Origin of the sequence: Erythrobacter sp. GH1-10 (assembly GCF_045363165.1) — a bacterium.
In the GTDB taxonomy this organism is placed as follows: Bacteria; Pseudomonadota; Alphaproteobacteria; order Sphingomonadales; family Sphingomonadaceae; genus Erythrobacter.
Window position 1 is genome coordinate 1,364,967 of the sequence record NZ_JBJFLP010000001.1, and the last position, 19,089, is coordinate 1,384,055.

Here is a 19,089-nt window from a genome sequence, read left to right on the forward strand (position 1 = left end):
CAAGCAAGCTCTGCTAGTCCGTGTCCAAACGATCATTCACTATCCCTTCAGCCCTTGGGTCTTTATAGGGAACGCCATGAATGTAATCACTCGCGCCCTTAGCGCCCTTGCTCTGATCGCTGTCCCCTTGGCGATCGCACTACCGGCAGTCGCACAGAACGAAGCGCCTGCCACACCTGCGGAACCGCAAATCCCGGCTCCGCAGGCGGTCACTCCCGAAGGCGAGGTTCCGTGGCTCTATCGCGGCAGCGACGTGCCGGTCGACGAACAATGGGTGTTCGGCGAGATGGAAAACGGCCTGCGCTATGCCGTGCGCCGCAACGGCGTGCCGCCGCGCCAGGTTTCGATCCGAGTGCGGGTCGATGCGGGTTCGCTGCACGAACGCGAGTGGGAACAGGGCTATGCCCACCTGCTCGAGCACCTGCTGTTTCGTGAAAGCAAGTATCTGGGTCAGGCCGAGGCGATCGCGGCCTGGCAACGGCTCGGTGCGACGTTCGGCAGCGATGCGAACGCCGAAACCAGCCCGACCCATACTGTTTACAAGCTCGACATCCCCAATATCGACCGCGCAAAACTGGCCGAAAGCTTCAAGCTGCTTTCGGGCATGATCCGCGAACCGGTGCTGAGCGAGCCCAATGTTGCCGCCGAACGCCCGATCGTGCTCGCCGAAAAGCGCGAACGGGGCGGGGCTGCGCAGCGCATCGCCGATCTCACACGTCAGACCTTTTTCAACGGCCAGCGGCTTTCCACCCGCAGCCCGATCGGGACGATCGAAACCCTTGAAGGCGCTACGGGCCCGAAGATCCAGGAGTTCTACAATCGCTGGTATCGTCCCGAAAACACCGTGATCGTCGTCGCTGGCGATGCCGATCCGGAAGTGCTCGCCGGCCTTGTCGAACAATGGTTCGGCGATTGGCAGGTCACCGGGGAGGCGGGCGTCGCACCCGATTTCGGCGATCCGGTCGCGCCCGAGGGCACCGAAGTCGCAGCCGGGAGCGGTTGGCCGATCGGCGAACTCGCGGTCGGCGTCGAGCCCGACCTGCCGCGCAATCTCACCTACGCGGTGATGCGCCCGTGGCGACCGGTCCAGGACACCATTGTCTACAACGAAGGCCTGCTGCTCGATGCGATAGCCCAGTCGATTATCAACCGGCGGCTTGAGGAGCGCGCGCGCGGTGGCGGATCGTTCCTCTACGCGCAGGTCCAGCAAGACGATATCTCGCGTTCCACCGATGCCACTTTCGTCACTTTCGCGCCGCTGACCAATGATTGGCAGTCCGCGCTGGCCGATGTGCGCGCCGTGATCCAGGACGCCATCACCAATCCGCCGACGCAAGAAGAGATCGACCGCGAGGTGGCCGAATTCGATGTCGTGTTCGTCAACCAGGTCGAACAAGCCAGCGTCGAGGCGGGCTCCCAATTGGCCGACAATCTCGTCAACGCGGTCGATATCCGCGAGACGGTCGCATCCTCGGAAACCGTGCTGAAAGTGTTTCGCGGCATGAACGCGCGCTTCAATCCCGAGGAAGTGCTGGCCCGCACCAAGGCGCTGTTCGAAGGCGACGTGGTCCGCTCGGTTTACGTGACCCCGGCTATCGGCGAAGCCGATGCAGCGGCGCTCAAGCTGGCTCTGGCAAGCGAGATCGAAATCGACTCCAGCGCCAGGCTCGCCGCGCAGACGATCTCTTTCGAGGACCTTCCGCCGATCGGCACCGCAGGCACGATCACCGCAGAGCGCCCCATCGGCGTGCTCGATATCGAGCAGGTCGATTTCGACAACGGCGTGAAGGCGTTGCTGTGGTCGAACGATGCCGAACCCGGGCGCGTGACGGTGAAGGTCCGCTTCGGCGCCGGCTATCGAGCCTTCGACGCAAGTAATGCGGTGTACGCCCCGATCGGCGAGATCGCGCTGGTCGGCTCTGGCATCGGCGAGCTTGGCCAGACCGAGATCGATCGGCTCGCGACAGGGCGCAAACTCGGATTCGACTTCGCGATCGACGATGCGGTGTTCACCTTTACCGCGCAGACGCGTTCGACCGACGTTGCCGACCAGCTTTACCTGTTCGCCGCCAAGCTCGGCATGCCGCGCTGGGACCCGGAACCTGTGATCCGCGCCAAGGCGGCGGCGGAGCTCGCCTACAACACCTATTCCACCAGCCCCAGCGGCATCATCAATCGCGATCTCGAATACCTCGTGACCGACAGGGACCCCCGTTTTGCCACGCCGGGTCCCGTAGCCTTGGAGGCCGTCACGCCCGAGCGCTTCCGCGAAGTGTGGGAGCCGCTGCTGACGCAAGCGCCGGTCGAGGTCCTCGTATTCGGCGAGTTCGATCGCGATGCTATCGTCGAGAAGCTCCGGCAGACCTTCGGCGCGCTGCCCCCCGCCGAGCCGATCCCGGCGGAAATCGCTGCGCGCGTGCCCGATTTCCCCGAGGCGACGGGTGAGCCGACAGTGCTGAACCATCGCGGCGATGCCAACCAGGCCGCTGCCGTGATTGCCTGGCGCAGCGGCGGCGGCATGGCGAGCATCCGCGAATCCCGCCAGCTCGAAATTCTCACCCAATTGTTCAACAACCGTCTGCTCGAAGCGCTGCGGGAACGTGCCGGGGCGAGCTATTCGCCGCAGGTTATTTCCGACTGGCCGGCCGATCTCCCGGCAGGCGGCACGATCACGGCATTCGCCCAGCTTGAGCCCGATTTTGTGCCGATCTTCTTTGCCGAGGCGGACAGGATTGCAAAGGACCTGGCCGCAAATCCGCCAACCGCCGACGAGCTCGAACGAGTGACCGAGCCGCTCGGCCAGCTGATCCGCCGCGCATCGACCGGAAACCAGTTCTGGCTGTTCAACCTCGAAGGTGCGACCACCGACCCGCAAAGGATCGCGCTGTTGCGGACGTTGCTGGCGGATTATTCGCGCACCAGCCCGCAAATCATGCAGTTCCTCGCAGACCGTTACTTCGGCGGGGCCGAACCGCTGAAACTGGCGGTGATCCCCGAGGGGCAGGAACTCGCGCAGGCTCCGGATACGATTGCCCCGGCCGCGAGCGAATCCAGCGCCGCAGTGCGCGCGCAGCCGGAAATCATCGGGCGCTGACGGGGGTCGACTTGCAGCGAACCGATCACCGAGTGCGCGAAATAAAGTTGTCGCAAAGGCCTTTGGCGCTTTACACATAGTGTCCACGCGCGATAGGGGCGCGCCCCCGAAGAAGATTTGAAGAATTCGATTATGGCTCAGAACTGGAAACCGGAAAGCTGGAAGGCTCACGAAGCGCGGCACCTGCCGCACTACGAAGACGCCGCAGAGCTCGCTGATGCGGAGGAAACGCTTTCCGCCTATCCTCCGCTTGTGTTCGCGGGGGAAGCCCGCGCGCTCAAGTCGGACCTTGCCGATGTCGCCAACGGCAAGGCGTTCCTGCTCCAGGGCGGCGATTGCGCCGAGAGCTTCGCCGAATTCCATCCAAACAACATTCGCGACACCTTCCGCGTGCTGCTGCAGATGGCGGTCGTGCTGACCTTCGCCAGCAAGCGCCCGGTGGTGAAGGTCGGCCGCATGGCGGGCCAATTTGCGAAACCGCGCTCTGCACCCACCGAGACCAAGGACGGCGTAACGCTGCCGAGCTATTTCGGCGACAACATCAACGGGATCGAGTTCGATCCCGAGCAACGCCGCAACGATCCGGGCCGGATGGTACGAGCCTACAGCCAGGCAGCGGCGACGCTAAACCTGCTTCGCGCCTTTGCGGGCGGGGGCTACGCAAACCTTCAGCAGGTCCACAAATGGACGCTCGATTTCATGGGCCGCACGCCTTGGACCGCGAAGTTTGCCGAGACCGCCGACCGGATCGGCGAGGCGCTCGCTTTCATGGAGGCGTGCGGGGTAGATCCGGCGACCGTGCCGCAACTTCAGGGGACGAGCTTCTACACCAGCCATGAAGGGCTGCTGCTGCCCTACGAACAGGCGCTGACGCGGCAGGATTCGCTCACCGGCGATTGGTACGCGACCAGCGCGCACATGCTCTGGATCGGCGATCGCACCCGTTTCCCGGGCAGCGCGCATATCGAATTCGCGCGCGGCATCGGCAATCCGCTCGGCATGAAATGCGGGCCGAGCCTCGAGCCCGACGCGCTGCTCGGACTGCTCGATGTGCTCAACCCGTCGCGAGAGCCGGGGCGGATCACGCTCATCAGCCGCTTTGGCCACGACAAGGTCGAGGAGGGCCTGCCCAAGCTGGTTCGCGCGGTGAAGCGCGAAGGGCACCCGGTGGTGTGGAGCTGCGACCCGATGCACGGCAACGTCGTCAAATCGGAAAGCGGCTACAAGACGCGCCCGTTCGACCGGATCCTCAATGAGGTAAAGGGCTTCTTCGCTGTGCACCGCGCCGAGGGCACGCATCCCGGCGGCATCCATATCGAGATGACCGGGCAGGATGTGACCGAATGCGTCGGCGGCGCGGTCGCGATCACCGACGATGCGCTCGGCGATCGCTATCATACCCATTGCGACCCGCGTCTCAACGCCGAGCAGTCGCTCGAACTCGCTTTCCTGCTGGCCGAAATGCTCAACGAGGAAATGAACGAGCGTCAATCAGAGAAAGCTGCCGACGCGGCCTGATCTGTGTGCCGGCAAGGCGCATGCCTTTCAATTGTCACGCGATTGCGGCATGAGACCTTTCGCTGCCGGAGACGCAAGACCGGCGAAGCAGGAGAGGCACGTGCCCCTTAGCGAGCGCCACGAGACGGCGCAGAATTCCGATCCCGATGACCTGACGGGAAGTTTCCGGGCGACCCGGGCGCTGACCGAAGCGCTGGCGGAACCGCTTAGCGATGCCGATGCGACGATCCAGTCGATGGAAGACGCTTCGCCTGCCAAATGGCACCTCGCGCACACCACATGGTTCTGGGAAACCTTCCTGCTGCGCAATCACGCGACGGGTTACCGCCTTTACGACGAGGAGTACCCGTTCCTCTTCAATTCCTATTATGAAGCCGAAGGAGAGCGGATCGCGCGGTTTTCGCGCGGGATGCTGTCACGCCCGACGCTCGACGAAGTGTTCGATTGGCGCGCGCATGTCACCGCGGCGATGGAGGGGCTGCTCGACGATCCTGCCTGTGCCGACCTGATCGCGCTAGGGATTGCGCACGAGCAGCAGCACATCGAATTGCTGCTGACCGACATCAAGCACGCCCTGTTCCAGAATCCGACCGGTCCGGCGATGTTCGGGGGCGCGCCCGAAGCGGCGATGTCGGCGGGAGGGCGCGAGATCGGTTGGCATGAGCATCCGGGCGGGGTCGCACTGATCGGTCACCAGGGCGGCGGTTTTGCTTTCGACAATGAAGGCCCGAGCCATCGAGTCCTGTTGGAGCCGTTCGCGCTCTCCCGGCGACTCGTCACCAACCGACAATGGGAAGAGTTCATTGCCGATGGCGGCTACAATACTGCTGCGCTTTGGCTGTCGGACGGCTGGGCATGGGTCAATGAGCACGCCATCGCTGCGCCGCTCTATTGGCGCGAGGAAGAGGCGTTCACGCATCAAGGCTGGCACATCCGCGACCCGGACGCTCCAGTCACGCACATCTCCTATTACGAGGCCGATGCCTTTGCGACCTGGGCGGGGGCGCGACTGCCGACCGAATTCGAGTGGGAGGCGATCGCGCGCGGACAGGAAGGCGAACGTGCCGCGCACGTTCCGTCATCCGGCAACCAGCTTGATCACGCCGAAGCGCCGAGCCCGCAGGGAGGCGAGGCGCTGTTCGGCGATTGCTGGCAGTTCACCCGCTCGGCCTATCTCCCCTATCCGCGCTTCCGGCCCGCCGAGGGCGCTGTGGGCGAATACAATGGCAAGTTCATGAGCGGGCAGTTCGTGCTCAAGGGTGCCAGCTGTGCGACCGTGCGCGGCCATTCGCGCGCCTCCTATCGCAATTTCTTTTACCCCCATCAGCGCTGGCAATTGACCGGATTGCGGCTCGCAAAGGACCTTTAAGACAATGACTACCGAGAAAGGCCTGAAGCTGGTCGAACGCGACGAGGGAGGGGTTGATCCGGTCTTCCGCTCGGACGTGATCGAAGGTCTCTCGCAGGAGCAGAAGGCGATCCCCGCGCGCTGGCTCTATGACGATGCCGGATCGCAGCTGTTCGAAGACATCACCCAGCTGCCCGAGTATTACCCGACCCGCGCCGAGACCGAGATCCTGACCGAGCGTGCGGAGGAGTTTGCGGCAAGGATCGGACCGGGCAGGGCAGTGGTCGAATTCGGATCGGGTTCGTCGGTCAAAACGCCGCTGCTGCTCGAGGCAATCGCACCTGCGGCTTATGTCCCGTTGGACATCGCGGGCGATTTCCTGCGCGCGTCGGCCGCCGAGCTGGCGGCGAAGTTTCCGGGCCTTCCGGTCCACCCCGTCGAGGCCGATTTCATGCGACAGGTCCAGCTTCCCGAAGAAGTGGCCGACCTGCCGAAGCTCGGCTTCTTTCCGGGATCGACGATCGGCAATATGGTCGCGCGAACCGCGGTCGACCTGCTGCGCTCGATGCGCGAAACACTCGGCATCGGCGCGCAGCTGTTGATCGGCATGGACCTGATCAAGAATGAAGACGTGCTCGTCGCCGCCTATGACGATGACGCAGGCGTCACGGCGGAATTCAATGTCAATCTGATCCGCCGGATCAACCGCGAGCTCGATGGCGATATTCCGGTGGACGCCTTCGAACACGAGGCGCGCTGGAACGACGATTACGCGCGGGTCGAAATGCACCTGGTCGCCGGTCGTGACATGACCTTTACTGTCGGTGGTCGCACCTTCACGATGCAGAAGGGTGAGACGATCCACACCGAAAACAGCCACAAGTTCAACCGCCGCACTTCGAACATGCTGCTGCTGGCGGGCGGCTGGGAACCGCAGGAGCGTTGGCTCGACTCCAAGGACCGGTTTTCGCTGATCCTGGCCGAGGCGAGGCCGCCGCGCAGCGCGCCCTGACGCCTTCCTGAAACTCTCGGCCTATCTGCGCGTTGGGCGGGCATGGGATACAATCATTGCGACATTTGCGTCATCGGCGCCGGGATGGCCGGGCTCGCCTGCGCGACGCGTCTCGCCGAAGCGGGGCTGCTGATCGCGGTCGTCGACAAGGGGCGTGGCCCGGGTGGCCGCATGGCTGCAAGGCGGACCGAAATCGCGGGTGAGGTCGTTTCGTTCGACCACGGCGCGCAATACTTCACCGCGCGCGATCCGGAGTTCGGGGCAGCGGTGGGCGAGTGGGAAGCGCAAGGCGTGGTCGCTCCATGGCCGGCAGCGGGCGAAGGGGCCTATGTCGGGATCCCCGGTATGAACGGCCCGATCCGCGCGATGGCGCAGGATCTGAAAGTCCACTGGAACACGCGAGCTGAGAAAATCGTGCGCAGCGGCGCCAGATGGCGGATCGAGGCGGGCGATACGGCATTCTCGGCCAAGACGGTGCTGCTTGCGATCCCGGCCGAACAGGCCACCGAACTGCTGGCAGACGTGTCTTCCCCGCTGGCCAAAATCGCTTCGGAGGCTGTGTCTGCCCCGTGCTGGGCGGTGATGGCGGGCTTCGACGCGCCGCTGGAAGTCGAGACCGACACGCTCCGCGATCCCGAAGCGCCGATCAGCTGGGCCGCGCGCAACTCGGCCAAACCGTCGCGCTCCGGAAGCGAATGCTGGGTGCTTCACGCCTCGCCAGAACGCAGCCGCGAACTGGTCGACTTGGCGAAGGAAGAGGTCGGCCCGATCCTGCTCGAAGACTTTTTCGCACAGACCGGCGCCGAAGCGGTAACCCCCATTCACCTCGCGGCGCATCGCTGGCTGTACGCCATGGTGCAGGCCGTAGACGGCGAGCCCGCGCGTTTTGACGACGAGTTATGCATCGGCATCGCGGGCGATTATCTTCATAGCCCGCGCGTCGAGGGAGCATGGCTTTCCGGCGTCGCGCTGGCGGAAAAGGTGCTCGCTCCCGCATAAGAGCTAGTGGACGCGCGCGGCGCGAAGCGACTAGCTCTCCCTTGCGAAGAGGGGAGATGCACCATGATGGAGCTGTTCGATTTGACCGGGAAAACCGCCGTCGTCACGGGCGCGGGACGGGGGATCGGCGAAGGTATTGCAACGCTGCTTGCAGAAGCTGGCGCGAATGTCGTCTGCGCCGCCCGATCGACCGACCAGATCGAACACACGGCGAGACTGATCAACGCAAGCAATGAGGGCGGACGCGCGATCACCCAACGCACCGACGTGTCTTCGCAAGAGGATATGCAAGCGCTCGCCGCTCGGGCGATGGAGGAATTCGGGCGGCTCGATATCTGGGTCAACAACGCCGGTGGCTCGCTCGTTTCCGCACCACTTGCCGAGCTCGATCCGGCGGAGTGGGACAAGACGCTTGCAACCAACCTCTCATCGATCTTTTACAGCGTTCAGGCGGCCGTTCCCCATCTGGGGGAGGGCAGCGCGATGGTGAACATCTCCTCGCTGGCGGCGGTCGAGCCGTTTCCCGGTAGCGCGCATTACAGCGCGGCCAAGGCCGGTGTGCTGATGCTGACCCGCACGCTGTCGATGGAACTTGGTCCCAAGACGCGCGTCAATGCGATCCTGCCGGGCTTCGTGCCGACCGACACGGTGAAGAAGGCGCTCAATATGAGCGACGAGGACTTCGGTCCGCTGCTGGAGCAGCTCGCGCTGCCCGCGGGAAGACTCGGCACGCCGCGGGACATCGCCGCGCTGGTGCTTTACCTCGTTTCGCCCGCGAGCGAGTGGGTCACCGGGCAGTGCATGCAGGCTTCGGGCAAGCCGTCTTCGGGGAGTTAGGAGCCTGGTGGCCGAGGGATAAGCTTTGGCGTCTTGCTTGTGTATTCCCGATATTCGGGGTCGTCTCCCCAGCGCTTCTTCGCGATCCCGTCGAGCAGGTTTATCCCGCTGACCTTGGTCAGCAAAAGCGTCACGAAGATCGGGGAGATGATCGCGAGATAGGACCAGCCCGAAAGCAGCGGGATTGCGATGACGAGGATACCCAGCCACAAGGTGATTTCGCCGAAATAGTTCGGGTGCTGGGACCACGCCCATAGCCCGCTCTTGATGAAATGGCCTTCGTTCGCGGGATCGGCCTTGAACCGGCGCTTCTGCTCGTCGGCGATCACTTCGAATGCGAAACCGATAAGCCAAAGGACTAGGCCCGCCCAGAAGAACACGCCCAGGGGCCGCGTGTCCTGCGAAGTGATGACGATCAGCGCGGCCGATGCGGTGAAGATCACCCACAGCGACTGCAGCGTCCACGCGACGAAGAAACGGGGCGGATTGGTCTTGATCTTCGCGAACCTCCGATCGGTCCCTCCCGATGCGTGGATACGCATGAACAGGAAGCTGCCGAGCCGTATGGTCCAGATTGCCACCAGGGCGGCGACGATCAGCGCGCGCGTATCGAGCGGCCAGGCGGCGAAACACGCGAAAGCAATCACTGAAATGTAAGTCAGTGCCCCGACGCTGTCATAGAAGCGGTCGCTCTGGAAGATTGCTGCCGGAACGAAAGCCAGCCAGTTCACTCCCAGCGCCACCAGAGCACAGACGAAGAATGCCGAGCGGCCCTCAAACAGCAGGCTGTTGCTACCTGCCAGATAGGCGAAACCAAGACCGATCGCCGCGGCAATTGCAGCGATCAGCAGGCTGCGCGGAGCTTGCTCAAACGACATCGCTCACTCCCGATCCAGAGCCTCTAACATCCACAAACAGGCCATCGTCAGGCGAGCGCTATGTGGCGCTTCATGTGATGGTCGACATCGCCGAATTCGGATTCGAAGATGGTGAGTCGCTTGAAATAATGCCCGATCGCATATTCGTCCGTCACGCCGTTGCCGCCGTGAATCTGGACCGCCTCCTGCCCGATCAACCGCGCCGCCTGGCTGACTCCGACCTTGGCAGCCGACGCCGCGCGCTTGCGCTCGGTTTCGGAAGCGTTGAGGCGCAGTGTCGCGAGATAGGTCAGCGAAACCGACTGTTCGTAAGCCGTGTACATGTCGACCATGCGGTGCTGGAGCACCTGGAATTTTCCGATCGGCACGCCGAACTGCTTGCGCTGCTTGGAGTATTCGACCGTCATGGCGTGCGCGACCTTCATGGCGCCGCAGGCTTCGGCGCACTGGGCGGCGATCGCTTCGTCGGCCACCCGCTCGATCAGCGGCAAGGCTGCGCCTTCTTTGCCGATCAGTGCATCCGCAGGGATGGCGGCATTTTCGAAATAGACTTCGGACGCGCGGCGACCGTCGACCGTTTCATAGTCGCGGGTGACGACCCCGTTGGTCGATTTGTCGACCACGAAGACCGAAACGCCGTCCTTGTCGCGCCGGTCGCCCGAGGTGCGGGCGGTCACGATAAAATGGCTCGCCCAAGGGGCGCCGATTACCACCGCCTTGTGGCCGTTGAGGACATAGCCGTCGCCGTCTTTCTTCGCGGTGGTTTCGAGATCGGCGAAGTCGTAGCGACCGCGCGGCTCGGCATATGCGAAGGCGAAGACCCGGCTGCCATCGACGATGCCGCCGATATGCTCTTCCTTCTGCGCGGCAGTCCCTGCGTGCTTGAGAAACCCGCCCGCGCACACGACAGTGGGGACGAACGGCTCGACAACGAGGCCCTTGCCGAATTCCTGCATGACGATCATCGCATCGACCGCGCCGCCGCCGAATCCGCCGTCATCCTCGCTGAAAGGCATGCCGAGAATGCCGAGCTCGGCCAGCTGGGCCCAGATTTCCGGACGCCATCCGGCTTCGCTGGCGATCGCGGCGCGGCGTGTTTCCCAGTCGTATTCTTCGCGCACGAGGCGCGTGAGGCCGTCGCGCACCATTTCCTGTTCTTCGGTGAAGTTGAAGTCCACTTGTTCTCTCCGGATGTCGCTCGGCGGCTCAGAGGCCGAGGATCATTTTCGTAATGATGTTGCGCTGGATTTCGTTCGACCCGCCATAGATCGATGTCTTGCGCATGTTGAAATAGGTCGCTGCGGCGTGCTTCGCGTAATCCGGCCCGACCGGATACTGGTTCGAACCCGCATCCCCCGGCACGTTGGCGATATTGCCATAGAGCGGCGTACCATAGGAGCCGACCGCCTCGAGCGTCAGTTCGGTCAAACGCTGCTGGATTTCCGTGCCCTTGATCTTGAGGATCGAGCTTTCGGGCCCCGGACCCTTGCCTGCCTGTTCTCCGGCCAGGGTGCGCAGTTCGGTGATTTCGAGCGCGGCGAGGTCGATCTCGAGCTGGCTGACTTTGCGGGCGAAATCGAAATCGTTGATCAGGGGCTTGCCGTCCAGCGTTTCGGATGCGGCGATTTCGCGCAGTTTCTCGACGCCGCGTTTGGAGCGGGCGACACCGGCGATCCCGCTGCGCTCGTGCGCGAGCAGGAACTTGGCGTAGGTCCAGCCCTTGTTTTCCTCGCCCACGAGGTTTTCGACCGGCACGCGCACATCGGTGAGCCAGGTTTCGTTGACCTCGTACCCGCCGTCGAGCAGCTTGATCGGCTTCACTTCGACGCCCGGCGTCTTCATGTCGATCAGGATGAAGCTGATGCCTTCCTGCGGCTTCGCAGCGTCGGGATCGGTGCGGCACAGGAAGAAGCCCCAGTCCGCATGCTGGGCGAGCGTCGTCCAGGTCTTCTGGCCGTTGATGATGTAATGGTCGCCGTCGCGCACCGCGGTGGTCTTGAGCGAGGCAAGGTCGGAGCCCGCGCCCGGTTCCGAATACCCCTGGCACCACCACACATCGCCGCTGCGGATGCCGGGCAGGTGCTCTGCTTTCTGTTCCTCGTTGCCGAACGTGTAAATGACGGGTCCGACCATTGCCACGCCGAACGGCAGCGGCATCACTGCGTTGATGCGGGCATTTTCCTCCGACCAGATATAGCGCTGGGTCGGCGTCCACCCGGTGCCGCCGTATTCGACCGGCCATGCCGGAACCGACCAGCCCTTTTCGCCGAGGATCTTGTGCCAGGCGAGGAAATCCTCACGCTCCATATCCTCGCGCATGCCGAAATCGGCGAGATGCTTCGGATAGTTTTCGGCGATGAACGTGCGGACCTCTTCGCGGAAGGCCTTTTCTTCAGGGGTGAATTCGAGGTTCATGGTCCTGCTCTCCTGGGTGTTCCATTTCTTGCCCCGCCTCTTGTCACGAATATGCCTTGACTTGAAGGCTCAATTTGCGGCTGGGCAGCGCACTATCGGGACGGCAAAGCCGTCGTGATCCTGGCCCCGTCTCATCGGGGCAGGGAGCGAGGAATTTCAATCTCGAAACGGGTGGGGCGGGGCTGCGTTCCACGAACGCGCCAAAACCCATGCTGTGGAGGATTGGCTGGGGTGGCAGGATTCGAACCTGCGCATGGCGGTACCAAAAACCGCTGCCTTACCGCTTGGCTACACCCCAGCAGAGCGCGCGGATATAGCGGCTCTCGCGCGTATGTGAAGGGGGTTTAGGCGGCGCGGGTGCGGCGCGTGGACAGATCGCTTTCGACCTTTGCAATTACCGCTCGATCGATGCGGTAGAACATCAGCGCGATCACCGCCGGGAGCATCACCAAAGCGGGAATGATGGCAAAGGCCATCTGGATGCCAATCAGTGCGGTTTCGGTCTGCACGGCGTCTTTCACGAAGCCCGTTGCATCGAGCACGAAGCCCGGGATGGCCGAGCCGAAGGCTATGCCCGCCTTAACGCCGAACACCGATGCCGCGATCACCAGCGCCGTCATCTGCCGCTGATATTTCCAGTCGACGAACTCCGCGATGTCGGTGAACATCGAATAGGCCAGCACCATCAGCATCCCGAACCCGATCCCGACCAGGTATTGCACGCCGGTCTGGGGCCATACCGCGTCGAGTGGCAGGAAATAGAACGCCAAGATCATCGACGCCTTAAGCGCGCCTGCCGCGACGAGAAGATGTGCCTTTTCGAACCGGCGCATCAGGAAGCTGCCGACGACCACCCCGGTTACCTGCCCCAGCGCCAGGCTGGTAAGGAACAACGCCGGGCGGTCGAAGAACAGGAATACCGGTGCACCGTCGTCCTTGGCGACATATTCGAAGAAGAACAGCGCTGTGGCCGCGCGAGATGCAATGGCGGTGACCCCCAGGATCGCCGCGATGGCGACCGCGATCCACGACCCAGTCCGCACCAGGACGCGCACATCGCTCCACGGCGTGCCATTGGCCTCGACCGGCGGGATGCGCTCCCTGGTCGTGAAGAAGGTGATCGACAGACAGAATACCGAAATCGCGGCGATGCAACTGATCGTGAGCAACACACCGAGCCGGTCGTCACCGGCGCCAAGGGTGCGGATCAGGGTCGTCCCCAGCGCACCGACCAATATCCCTCCGAGCGCGGAAAAGAACATCCGAAAGCCGGTGACATTGGCGCGCACTTTCGAAGAGGGCGAAATCACTCCGAGCAGTCCGCCATAGGGGATGTTGACCGCCGTGAAGGCGAGCATCGACAGTGTATAGGTGACATAGGCCCAGACAAGCAGCGCCGTGTCGCCCAGATCCTCCGGCGCGTTGAATATGAGGACGATGGTGATCGCCAGCGGTACCGAGCCGTAGAGCAGATAGGGGCGATAGCGCCCCCAGCGGGTGCGCGTGCGGTCGGCGATCACGCCCATCATCGGATCGGTCACCGCATCGACCAGCTTGGTGAGCAGCATCATCAATCCGATCGCCGCGGGCGCGACGCCGAGCAGGTCGATGAAATAGAACGGTAGGAAGAAGCCGAAGAAATTGAGGATCAGCCCGAAAGCGAGGTCGCCGACCCCGTAGCCGAGCTTCTCCCCGAAGCCGACCCGTCCGCGAGTTTCGGTTGATGCTGGCTCGGGCAAGCGGCTCTCCTTCGCGCTCGATACGGCCTAGATCGCCTTGCCCTCGAAATCGGCGGCCGAGTGACGCTCGCGCAGTTGGGTGTCCTCGTCGCCCCACACCTTGTTCACGATCCGCCCGCGTTTCACTGCGGGGCGTTCGGCGATCTCGTGAACCCATCGCGCGACGTTTTCGTATTCGTGGATCGAAAGGAACGTCTTGGCCTCGTTGTAGATCTTGCCGAACACGAACGGTGCGAGCCACGGCCAGTTCGCCATGTCGGCGATGGTGTAATCCTCTCCTGCTAAAAAACGGCTGTCGGCGAGGCGCTTGTCGGCGACGTCGAAGATGCGCTTGGTTTCCATCGCGTAGCGGTTGATCGGGTATTCGTATTTTTCCGGCGCATAGGCGTAGAAATGGCCGAAGCCTCCGCCAATAAACGGGCCGGTGCCGACCTGCCAGAACACCCAACTTAGCACTTCGGCGCGTGCGGCGGGATCGGTGGGCAGGAACTCCCCGAACTTCTCGGCCAGGTGGACAAGGATCGCACCGCTTTCGAACACGCGGAACGGCTTCTCGCCGCTGCGGTCTTCGAGTGCGGGAATCTTCGAATTGGGATTGAGCGAAACGAAGCCGCTGGTGAACTGTTCGCCTTCGCCGATGTTGATCGTGTAAGCATCGTATTCGGCGTCCGAGTGACCCCTTTCGAGCAATTCCTCGAGCATGATCGTCACCTTCACGCCGTTCGGCGTGGCGAGCGAATAGAGCTGGAATGGATTGTCCCCGACCGGCAGACTCTTTTCAGTCCGTGCCCCTGCAGTCGGGCGGTTGATGTTGGCGAACCGGCCGCCCGATTCGGTGTCGACGCTCCAGACGTCGGGCGGGGTGTAGGTGGGATCGGCCATCGAATTCGGCTCCTGTTATGCGTGGGCTAACATGTGGTTCGCGAAGTGGGGCATTGGCGTTACGAGCGCAAGCCTGCGGCGCGCGGGGTTTTGCTTTGGGCGCTGAAACCGAAGCTTGCGCCGCGTATCCTTTCGGGATACTTGGCGCGCATGACGCATCTTGCAGGATACAGAATTCGCCTCTGGCGTGAGGCGCACGACCCGCCGCTTTCCGCGGAGGAGTTCGGTGCACGCTACTGCGATCCAGAGGGTGATCCCTGGCCGAGCCGCACCGTCTATGGCTGGGAGGCGAAAGGCAAGGTTGCAAGGCCCAAGGTGCAGAAACGCCTCGCCGAACTGGGGATCTGCGAACCCGCCGACTGGCTCGAACCCGCTCCCGCCGAACCCGCAAACTCTCCGTCGCCATCGAAGGCCCCCCGCATGACCTCCAAGAAGTCCGCATCGGCGCATCCGTTCTTCGACATGCACGCGCACGGGTTCGTCCGCGTGGCGACCGCGACGCCGCATCACCGCACCGCCGACGTGGCGCTGAACACCGCAGGTGTGATCGCCGAGGCAAAGAGGGCGCATGAGAAGCACGTCGATCTTGTCGTGTTCCCCGAGCTGTGCCTGTCGTCCTATGCGATCGACGACCTGCACTTGCAAAATGCGCTGCTCGACCGGGTGGAAGCGGCGGTGGCCGAGGTCGTCGAGGCTTCGGCAGAGCTGAATTCGGTGCTCGTCATCGGCGCACCGCTGCGGCGCAATTCGAAGATCTACAATTGCGCGCTGGTGATCGCGGGCGGGGAGCTGCTTGGGGCGGTGCCCAAGTCCTATCTCCCGAACTATCGCGAGTTCTACGAGAAGCGCCATTTTGCGCATGGCCGCAATTGCCGCGACCTTTGGATTGCCGTGGCGGGAGAAGAAGTGCCGTTCGGGACCGATCTCGTGTTCGGTGCCGCCAACCTGCCGGGCTTCACCTTCGGCGTGGAGATTTGCGAGGATTTCTGGGCACCCAACCCGCCCGGGACGCTGACCGCGCTCGCTGGCGCGCACATCCTGTGCAACCTCTCTGCCTCACCGATCACCATCGGTCGCGCGGATGATCGCCACCTCCATTGCCGCTCCAGCAGCGCGCGCTCGATCTGCGCCTATGTTTACTCGGCGAGCGGGCACGGCGAGAGCACCAGCGACCTTTCGTGGGACGGGCAGGGCGTGATCTACGAGATGGGCGACCTGCTCGCCGAAAGCTCGCGCTTCGATCTGCATCCCGAACTCTGCGTCGTCGATATAGACCTCGACCGCATCGCTGCCGAGCGGATGCGCAACCAGACCTTTTCGGACGCCGCCGAAGCGCACGGGCGGCCCGAAGACAGTTTCCGCCGGATCGTCTTCGAGCACGCCTATCGCGAGGGCGATGTCGGGCTCGAACGCCCGATCCGCCGGTTCCCTTTCGTCCCCAACCGGCAGCATGCGCTCGACGAGGATTGCTACGAAGCCTTCAACATCCAGGTCGATGCACTGATGCGGCGCATCCAGGCGACGCAGACCAAAAGCCTCGTGATCGGCATTTCGGGCGGGCTCGACAGCACGCATGCGATGATCGTGGCGGCCAAGGCGTGCGACCGGCTGGGCCTGCCGCGCACCACGATCCGCGGCTACACCATGCCCGGCTTCGCCACTTCGGATACCACCAAGTCCAATGCGTGGAAGCTGATGAAGGCGATGGAGATCAAGGCCGAGGAGATCGATATCAAGCCAGCTGCGCGGCGAATGCTGGAGGATATCGACCATCCCTTCGCCGAGGGCGAAGCGCAATACGACACGGTGTTCGAAAACGTGCAGGCCGGGCTGCGCACCGATTACCTGTTTCGCCTAGCCGGCCACCACAAGGGGTTCGTGGTCGGCACCGGCGACTTGTCGGAACTCGCGCTCGGCTGGTGCACCTATGGTGTGGGCGACCACATGAGCCATTACGGCGTCAATGCAGGTGTCCCGAAAACACTGATTCAGTACCTGATCCGCTGGTCGATCGAGACCGGGCAGTTCGACGAGGCATGCGGCGAGGTGCTCGGCGCGATCCTCGACACCGAGATCTCGCCCGAGCTCGTGCCTGCGAACGAGGACGGCGAATTGCAATCGACCGAGAGCATCATCGGTCCCTATGAGCTCAACGATTTCTTCCTCCACCACACGATCCGCTGGGGCCAGCGACCCGGCAAGATCGCGTTCATGGCGTGGCATGCGTGGAAGGATGCCGAGGCAGGATTGTGGCCCGCCGGATTCCCCGACGATCGCAAGAACGAATACGATCTGGCGACGATCGCCGACTGGCTCGAGAAGTTTCTCAAGCGCTTCTTCGGCTTTTCGCAATTCAAGCGCAGCGCTCTGCCCAACGGGCCGAAAGTCTCTTCGGGCGGAGCGTTGTCCCCCCGCGGTGACTGGCGCGCGCCGTCCGATGCGGTGGCCGATGTGTGGGTGGAGGAATTGCGAGCGAGCCTGCCTGAAAACTAACTACAGAGAAACCTGAACGGTTGCTGCTTTCCGATCTCACAATCGGTTCAGTGGTATTGTGGTGAGTTCCTGACCTACGGTCGCGCACACGGTCAGGGGAATTGGGGCAATGAAACTCGGCACCAGAATTGCGCTTTGCGCGGCAGCTTCGTTGACAATGGCGGGATGCACTGCGGCGGAAATGCAGGCGTTTACGGTCGGACTGTCTGCCGCTCTCGATGAATACGCCTACCAGAACGCAGCGGGCCCGACTTATTGCGATCCCGGCTACCGGCTGGAACTCGGCTACGACGCCTATAACAACCCGGTGCGCTTCTGCGTTACCGCCGGACCCTATTACGAACACGTCGCACCTGACTACCTCGACCTGAAGGACAGCTGATAAGACAATGCCGGAGCGTCCCGATAGACGCCCCGGCATCGATTGCTCGACTGAGCGCTTGGGATCAGGCCGCCATTTTTTCGATTTCAGCCTTCGCCTCGGCGATCTTCTCATCGGCGTTCTCGCCCATGATGCCGTCAGCCGCGATCACCTGTTCGGTCTCGATGCCGAGGAAACCCAGGAAGAACTTGAGCCACTTAGTCATGAGGTCGGCGTCGCTGCCGACCGGCACGCCGCCCGATGCGACGGTGATGTAAGCCTTCTTGCCCGTGAGCAGGCCTTCCGGACCGTTCTCGGTGTATTTGAAGGTGGTTCCGGCGCGCGCGACGAGGTCGGCCCAGCTCTTCACGGTTGCCGGAACGCTGAAATTGTAGATCGGCGTGCTGATCACGATAGTGTCGGCGGCCTGCAATTCCGCGATCAATTCATCGCCGATCGCCGCGAGTTCGGCCTGCTCGGGCGTGCGCTCCGATTTCGGCGTCAGGTTTGCGGTGTGACGATCGTGCGTCAGGTAGGGCAGGTCGTTTGCCGACAGGTCGCGCCGATTCACGCTCGCACGGTTCTTGGCGGCGAGGTTTTCGACCAGCTTGTCACCCAGATCGCGGCTGACGCTTTCACCGTCGCGGATCGAAGCGGAGAGGTAGAGAATATGGGACATGGGGTTTAGGCTCCTTGGATGAACTGGAAAAAAGTGGGGCCAGCCGATGGGAGGGGGGATCGGTGGCTGGCCCCGGCAAAGTCAGGCCGCGCCTCAAGCAGCATCGACGAGCACGACTTCGCTATCTTCGAGCGCGGTCACGGTGATGCTCTCACGCTGAGTGATCGCAACGCCATCGCGGGCAATGGCTTCAACGTCTTCGACGCGGACTTTGCCCGTTGCGGGGACGAGATAGAGATGCCGCGAGGCATCCGCGATGTCGTAAGTCACGCTTTCACCGGCCTTGATCGTCGCGCCCAGCACTCGGGCGTTCGTACGTATTCTCAACGCATCATTGTCATTTGCGATCCCGCTGGCGAGCGGCACGAAGGATCCCGAGCGGTCGCCCTTGGGAAATTCCTTGGCACCCCAGGTCGGTTCGCCGCCGCGCTCGTCGGGGATGATCCAGATCTGGAAGATCTGGGTTTCGTCATCCTCGAGATTGTATTCCGAGTGCTGCACGCCGTTGCCTGCGCTCATCACCTGCACATCGCCCGCTTCGGTGCGGCCTTCATTGCCCATGCTGTCGCGATGGGTGATGGCGCCTTTGCGGACATAGGTGATAATTTCCATGTCGCTGTGCGGGTGGGTCGGGAAACCCGTGCCCGGAGCGATGGTGTCATCGTTCCAGACGCGCAGATTGCCCCAGTGGACCCGCGCAGGATCGTGGTAGCTGGCGAAAGAGAAGTGGTGATGCGCGTCGAGCCAGCCGTGATTGGCCGAACCGAGGCTTTCAAAGGGACGAAGTTCGATCATTTCGAGTCTCCTGTCTGAGCGTATCTGCTCTGTTGGAAC

At 63.0% G+C, this 19,089-nt stretch carries 15 protein-coding genes and 1 tRNA gene; 8 read left to right on the forward strand and 8 right to left on the reverse strand.

The genetic code is table 11. The features are described from left to right. Positions 1 to 76: 76 nt before the first annotated feature. The 6 genes from ACI5KX_RS06710 to ACI5KX_RS06735 all read left to right on the forward strand — a co-directional run bounded on the left by ACI5KX_RS06710 (position 77) and on the right by ACI5KX_RS06735 (position 8,808). Positions 77 to 3,094, forward strand: a complete 3,018-nt coding sequence (locus tag ACI5KX_RS06710) for a M16 family metallopeptidase (protein ID WP_406809901.1) — start codon at positions 77 to 79, stop codon at positions 3,092 to 3,094. Positions 3,095 to 3,226: 132 nt separating this feature from the next. Continuing rightward, on the forward strand, positions 3,227 to 4,612 hold the full coding sequence (locus ACI5KX_RS06715) for a class II 3-deoxy-7-phosphoheptulonate synthase (protein WP_406809902.1): 1,386 nt from the start codon (positions 3,227 to 3,229) through the stop codon (positions 4,610 to 4,612). Positions 4,613 to 4,712: 100 nt separating this feature from the next. Beyond that, the gene (gene egtB / locus ACI5KX_RS06720; RefSeq protein WP_406809903.1) at positions 4,713 to 5,981 is read left to right on the forward strand and encodes an ergothioneine biosynthesis protein EgtB; all 1,269 of its coding nucleotides are present in this window, start codon (positions 4,713 to 4,715) and stop codon (positions 5,979 to 5,981) included. Between the two features lie 4 nt (positions 5,982 to 5,985). After that, a complete protein-coding gene (gene egtD, locus ACI5KX_RS06725; RefSeq protein ID WP_406809904.1) occupies positions 5,986 to 6,972 on the forward strand; it encodes an L-histidine N(alpha)-methyltransferase in 987 nt (328 codons plus the stop codon). A 42-nt stretch (positions 6,973 to 7,014) separates the two neighbouring features. Further along, complete coding sequence (locus ACI5KX_RS06730) at positions 7,015 to 7,971, forward strand: NAD(P)/FAD-dependent oxidoreductase (RefSeq protein WP_406809905.1); 957 nt, start codon at positions 7,015 to 7,017, stop codon at positions 7,969 to 7,971. Between the two features lie 63 nt (positions 7,972 to 8,034). After that, entirely contained in the window at positions 8,035 to 8,808 is a 774-nt protein-coding gene (locus tag ACI5KX_RS06735; RefSeq protein WP_406809906.1) for an SDR family NAD(P)-dependent oxidoreductase, read from the forward strand. On the opposite strand, the gene ACI5KX_RS06740 is transcribed toward ACI5KX_RS06735, so the two are convergent. The 6 genes from ACI5KX_RS06740 to yghU all read right to left on the reverse strand — a co-directional run bounded on the left by ACI5KX_RS06740 (position 8,805) and on the right by yghU (position 14,722). Further along, entirely contained in the window at positions 8,805 to 9,686 is an 882-nt protein-coding gene (locus ACI5KX_RS06740; protein WP_406809907.1) for a DUF1295 domain-containing protein, read from the reverse strand. The genes ACI5KX_RS06735 and ACI5KX_RS06740 overlap by 4 nt on opposite strands. Before the next feature lie 47 nt (positions 9,687 to 9,733). Further along, positions 9,734 to 10,864 carry an acyl-CoA dehydrogenase family protein gene (locus tag ACI5KX_RS06745; RefSeq protein ID WP_406809908.1) on the reverse strand — a complete coding sequence of 377 codons (1,131 nt, stop codon included), beginning with the start codon at positions 10,862 to 10,864 and terminating at the stop codon, positions 9,734 to 9,736. A gap of 28 nt (positions 10,865 to 10,892) precedes the next feature. Then, a complete protein-coding gene (locus ACI5KX_RS06750; RefSeq protein WP_406809909.1) occupies positions 10,893 to 12,101 on the reverse strand; it encodes an acyl-CoA dehydrogenase family protein in 1,209 nt (402 codons plus the stop codon). A 223-nt stretch (positions 12,102 to 12,324) separates the two neighbouring features. Then, positions 12,325 to 12,399, reverse strand: a tRNA-Gln gene (locus ACI5KX_RS06755). Between the two features lie 46 nt (positions 12,400 to 12,445). Continuing rightward, positions 12,446 to 13,840, reverse strand: coding sequence for an MFS transporter (locus ACI5KX_RS06760; protein WP_406809910.1), 1,395 nt, complete (start codon positions 13,838 to 13,840; stop codon positions 12,446 to 12,448). 27 nt (positions 13,841 to 13,867) lie between these two features. Next, positions 13,868 to 14,722: a glutathione-dependent disulfide-bond oxidoreductase gene (yghU, locus tag ACI5KX_RS06765; protein ID WP_406809911.1), complete on the reverse strand. Its 855-nt coding sequence runs from the start codon at positions 14,720 to 14,722 to the stop codon at positions 13,868 to 13,870. 420 nt (positions 14,723 to 15,142) lie between these two features. Here yghU and ACI5KX_RS06770 point away from each other — a divergent pair, with 420 nt between their 5' ends. Then, positions 15,143 to 17,215: an NAD(+) synthase gene (locus ACI5KX_RS06770; RefSeq protein ID WP_406811335.1), complete on the forward strand. Its 2,073-nt coding sequence runs from the start codon at positions 15,143 to 15,145 to the stop codon at positions 17,213 to 17,215. A gap of 157 nt (positions 17,216 to 17,372) precedes the next feature. Then, entirely contained in the window at positions 17,373 to 17,597 is a 225-nt protein-coding gene (locus tag ACI5KX_RS06775) for a hypothetical protein (RefSeq protein WP_406809912.1), read from the forward strand. Positions 17,598 to 17,661: 64 nt separating this feature from the next. Here ACI5KX_RS06775 and ACI5KX_RS06780 read toward each other — a convergent pair whose 3' ends face one another. Together ACI5KX_RS06780 and ACI5KX_RS06785 are read right to left on the reverse strand one after the other, a co-directional pair. Continuing rightward, entirely contained in the window at positions 17,662 to 18,255 is a 594-nt protein-coding gene (locus tag ACI5KX_RS06780) for an FMN-dependent NADH-azoreductase (protein ID WP_406809913.1), read from the reverse strand. Positions 18,256 to 18,348: 93 nt separating this feature from the next. Next, a complete protein-coding gene (locus tag ACI5KX_RS06785; RefSeq protein WP_406809914.1) occupies positions 18,349 to 19,050 on the reverse strand; it encodes a pirin family protein in 702 nt (233 codons plus the stop codon). Positions 19,051 to 19,089 lie beyond the last annotated feature (39 nt).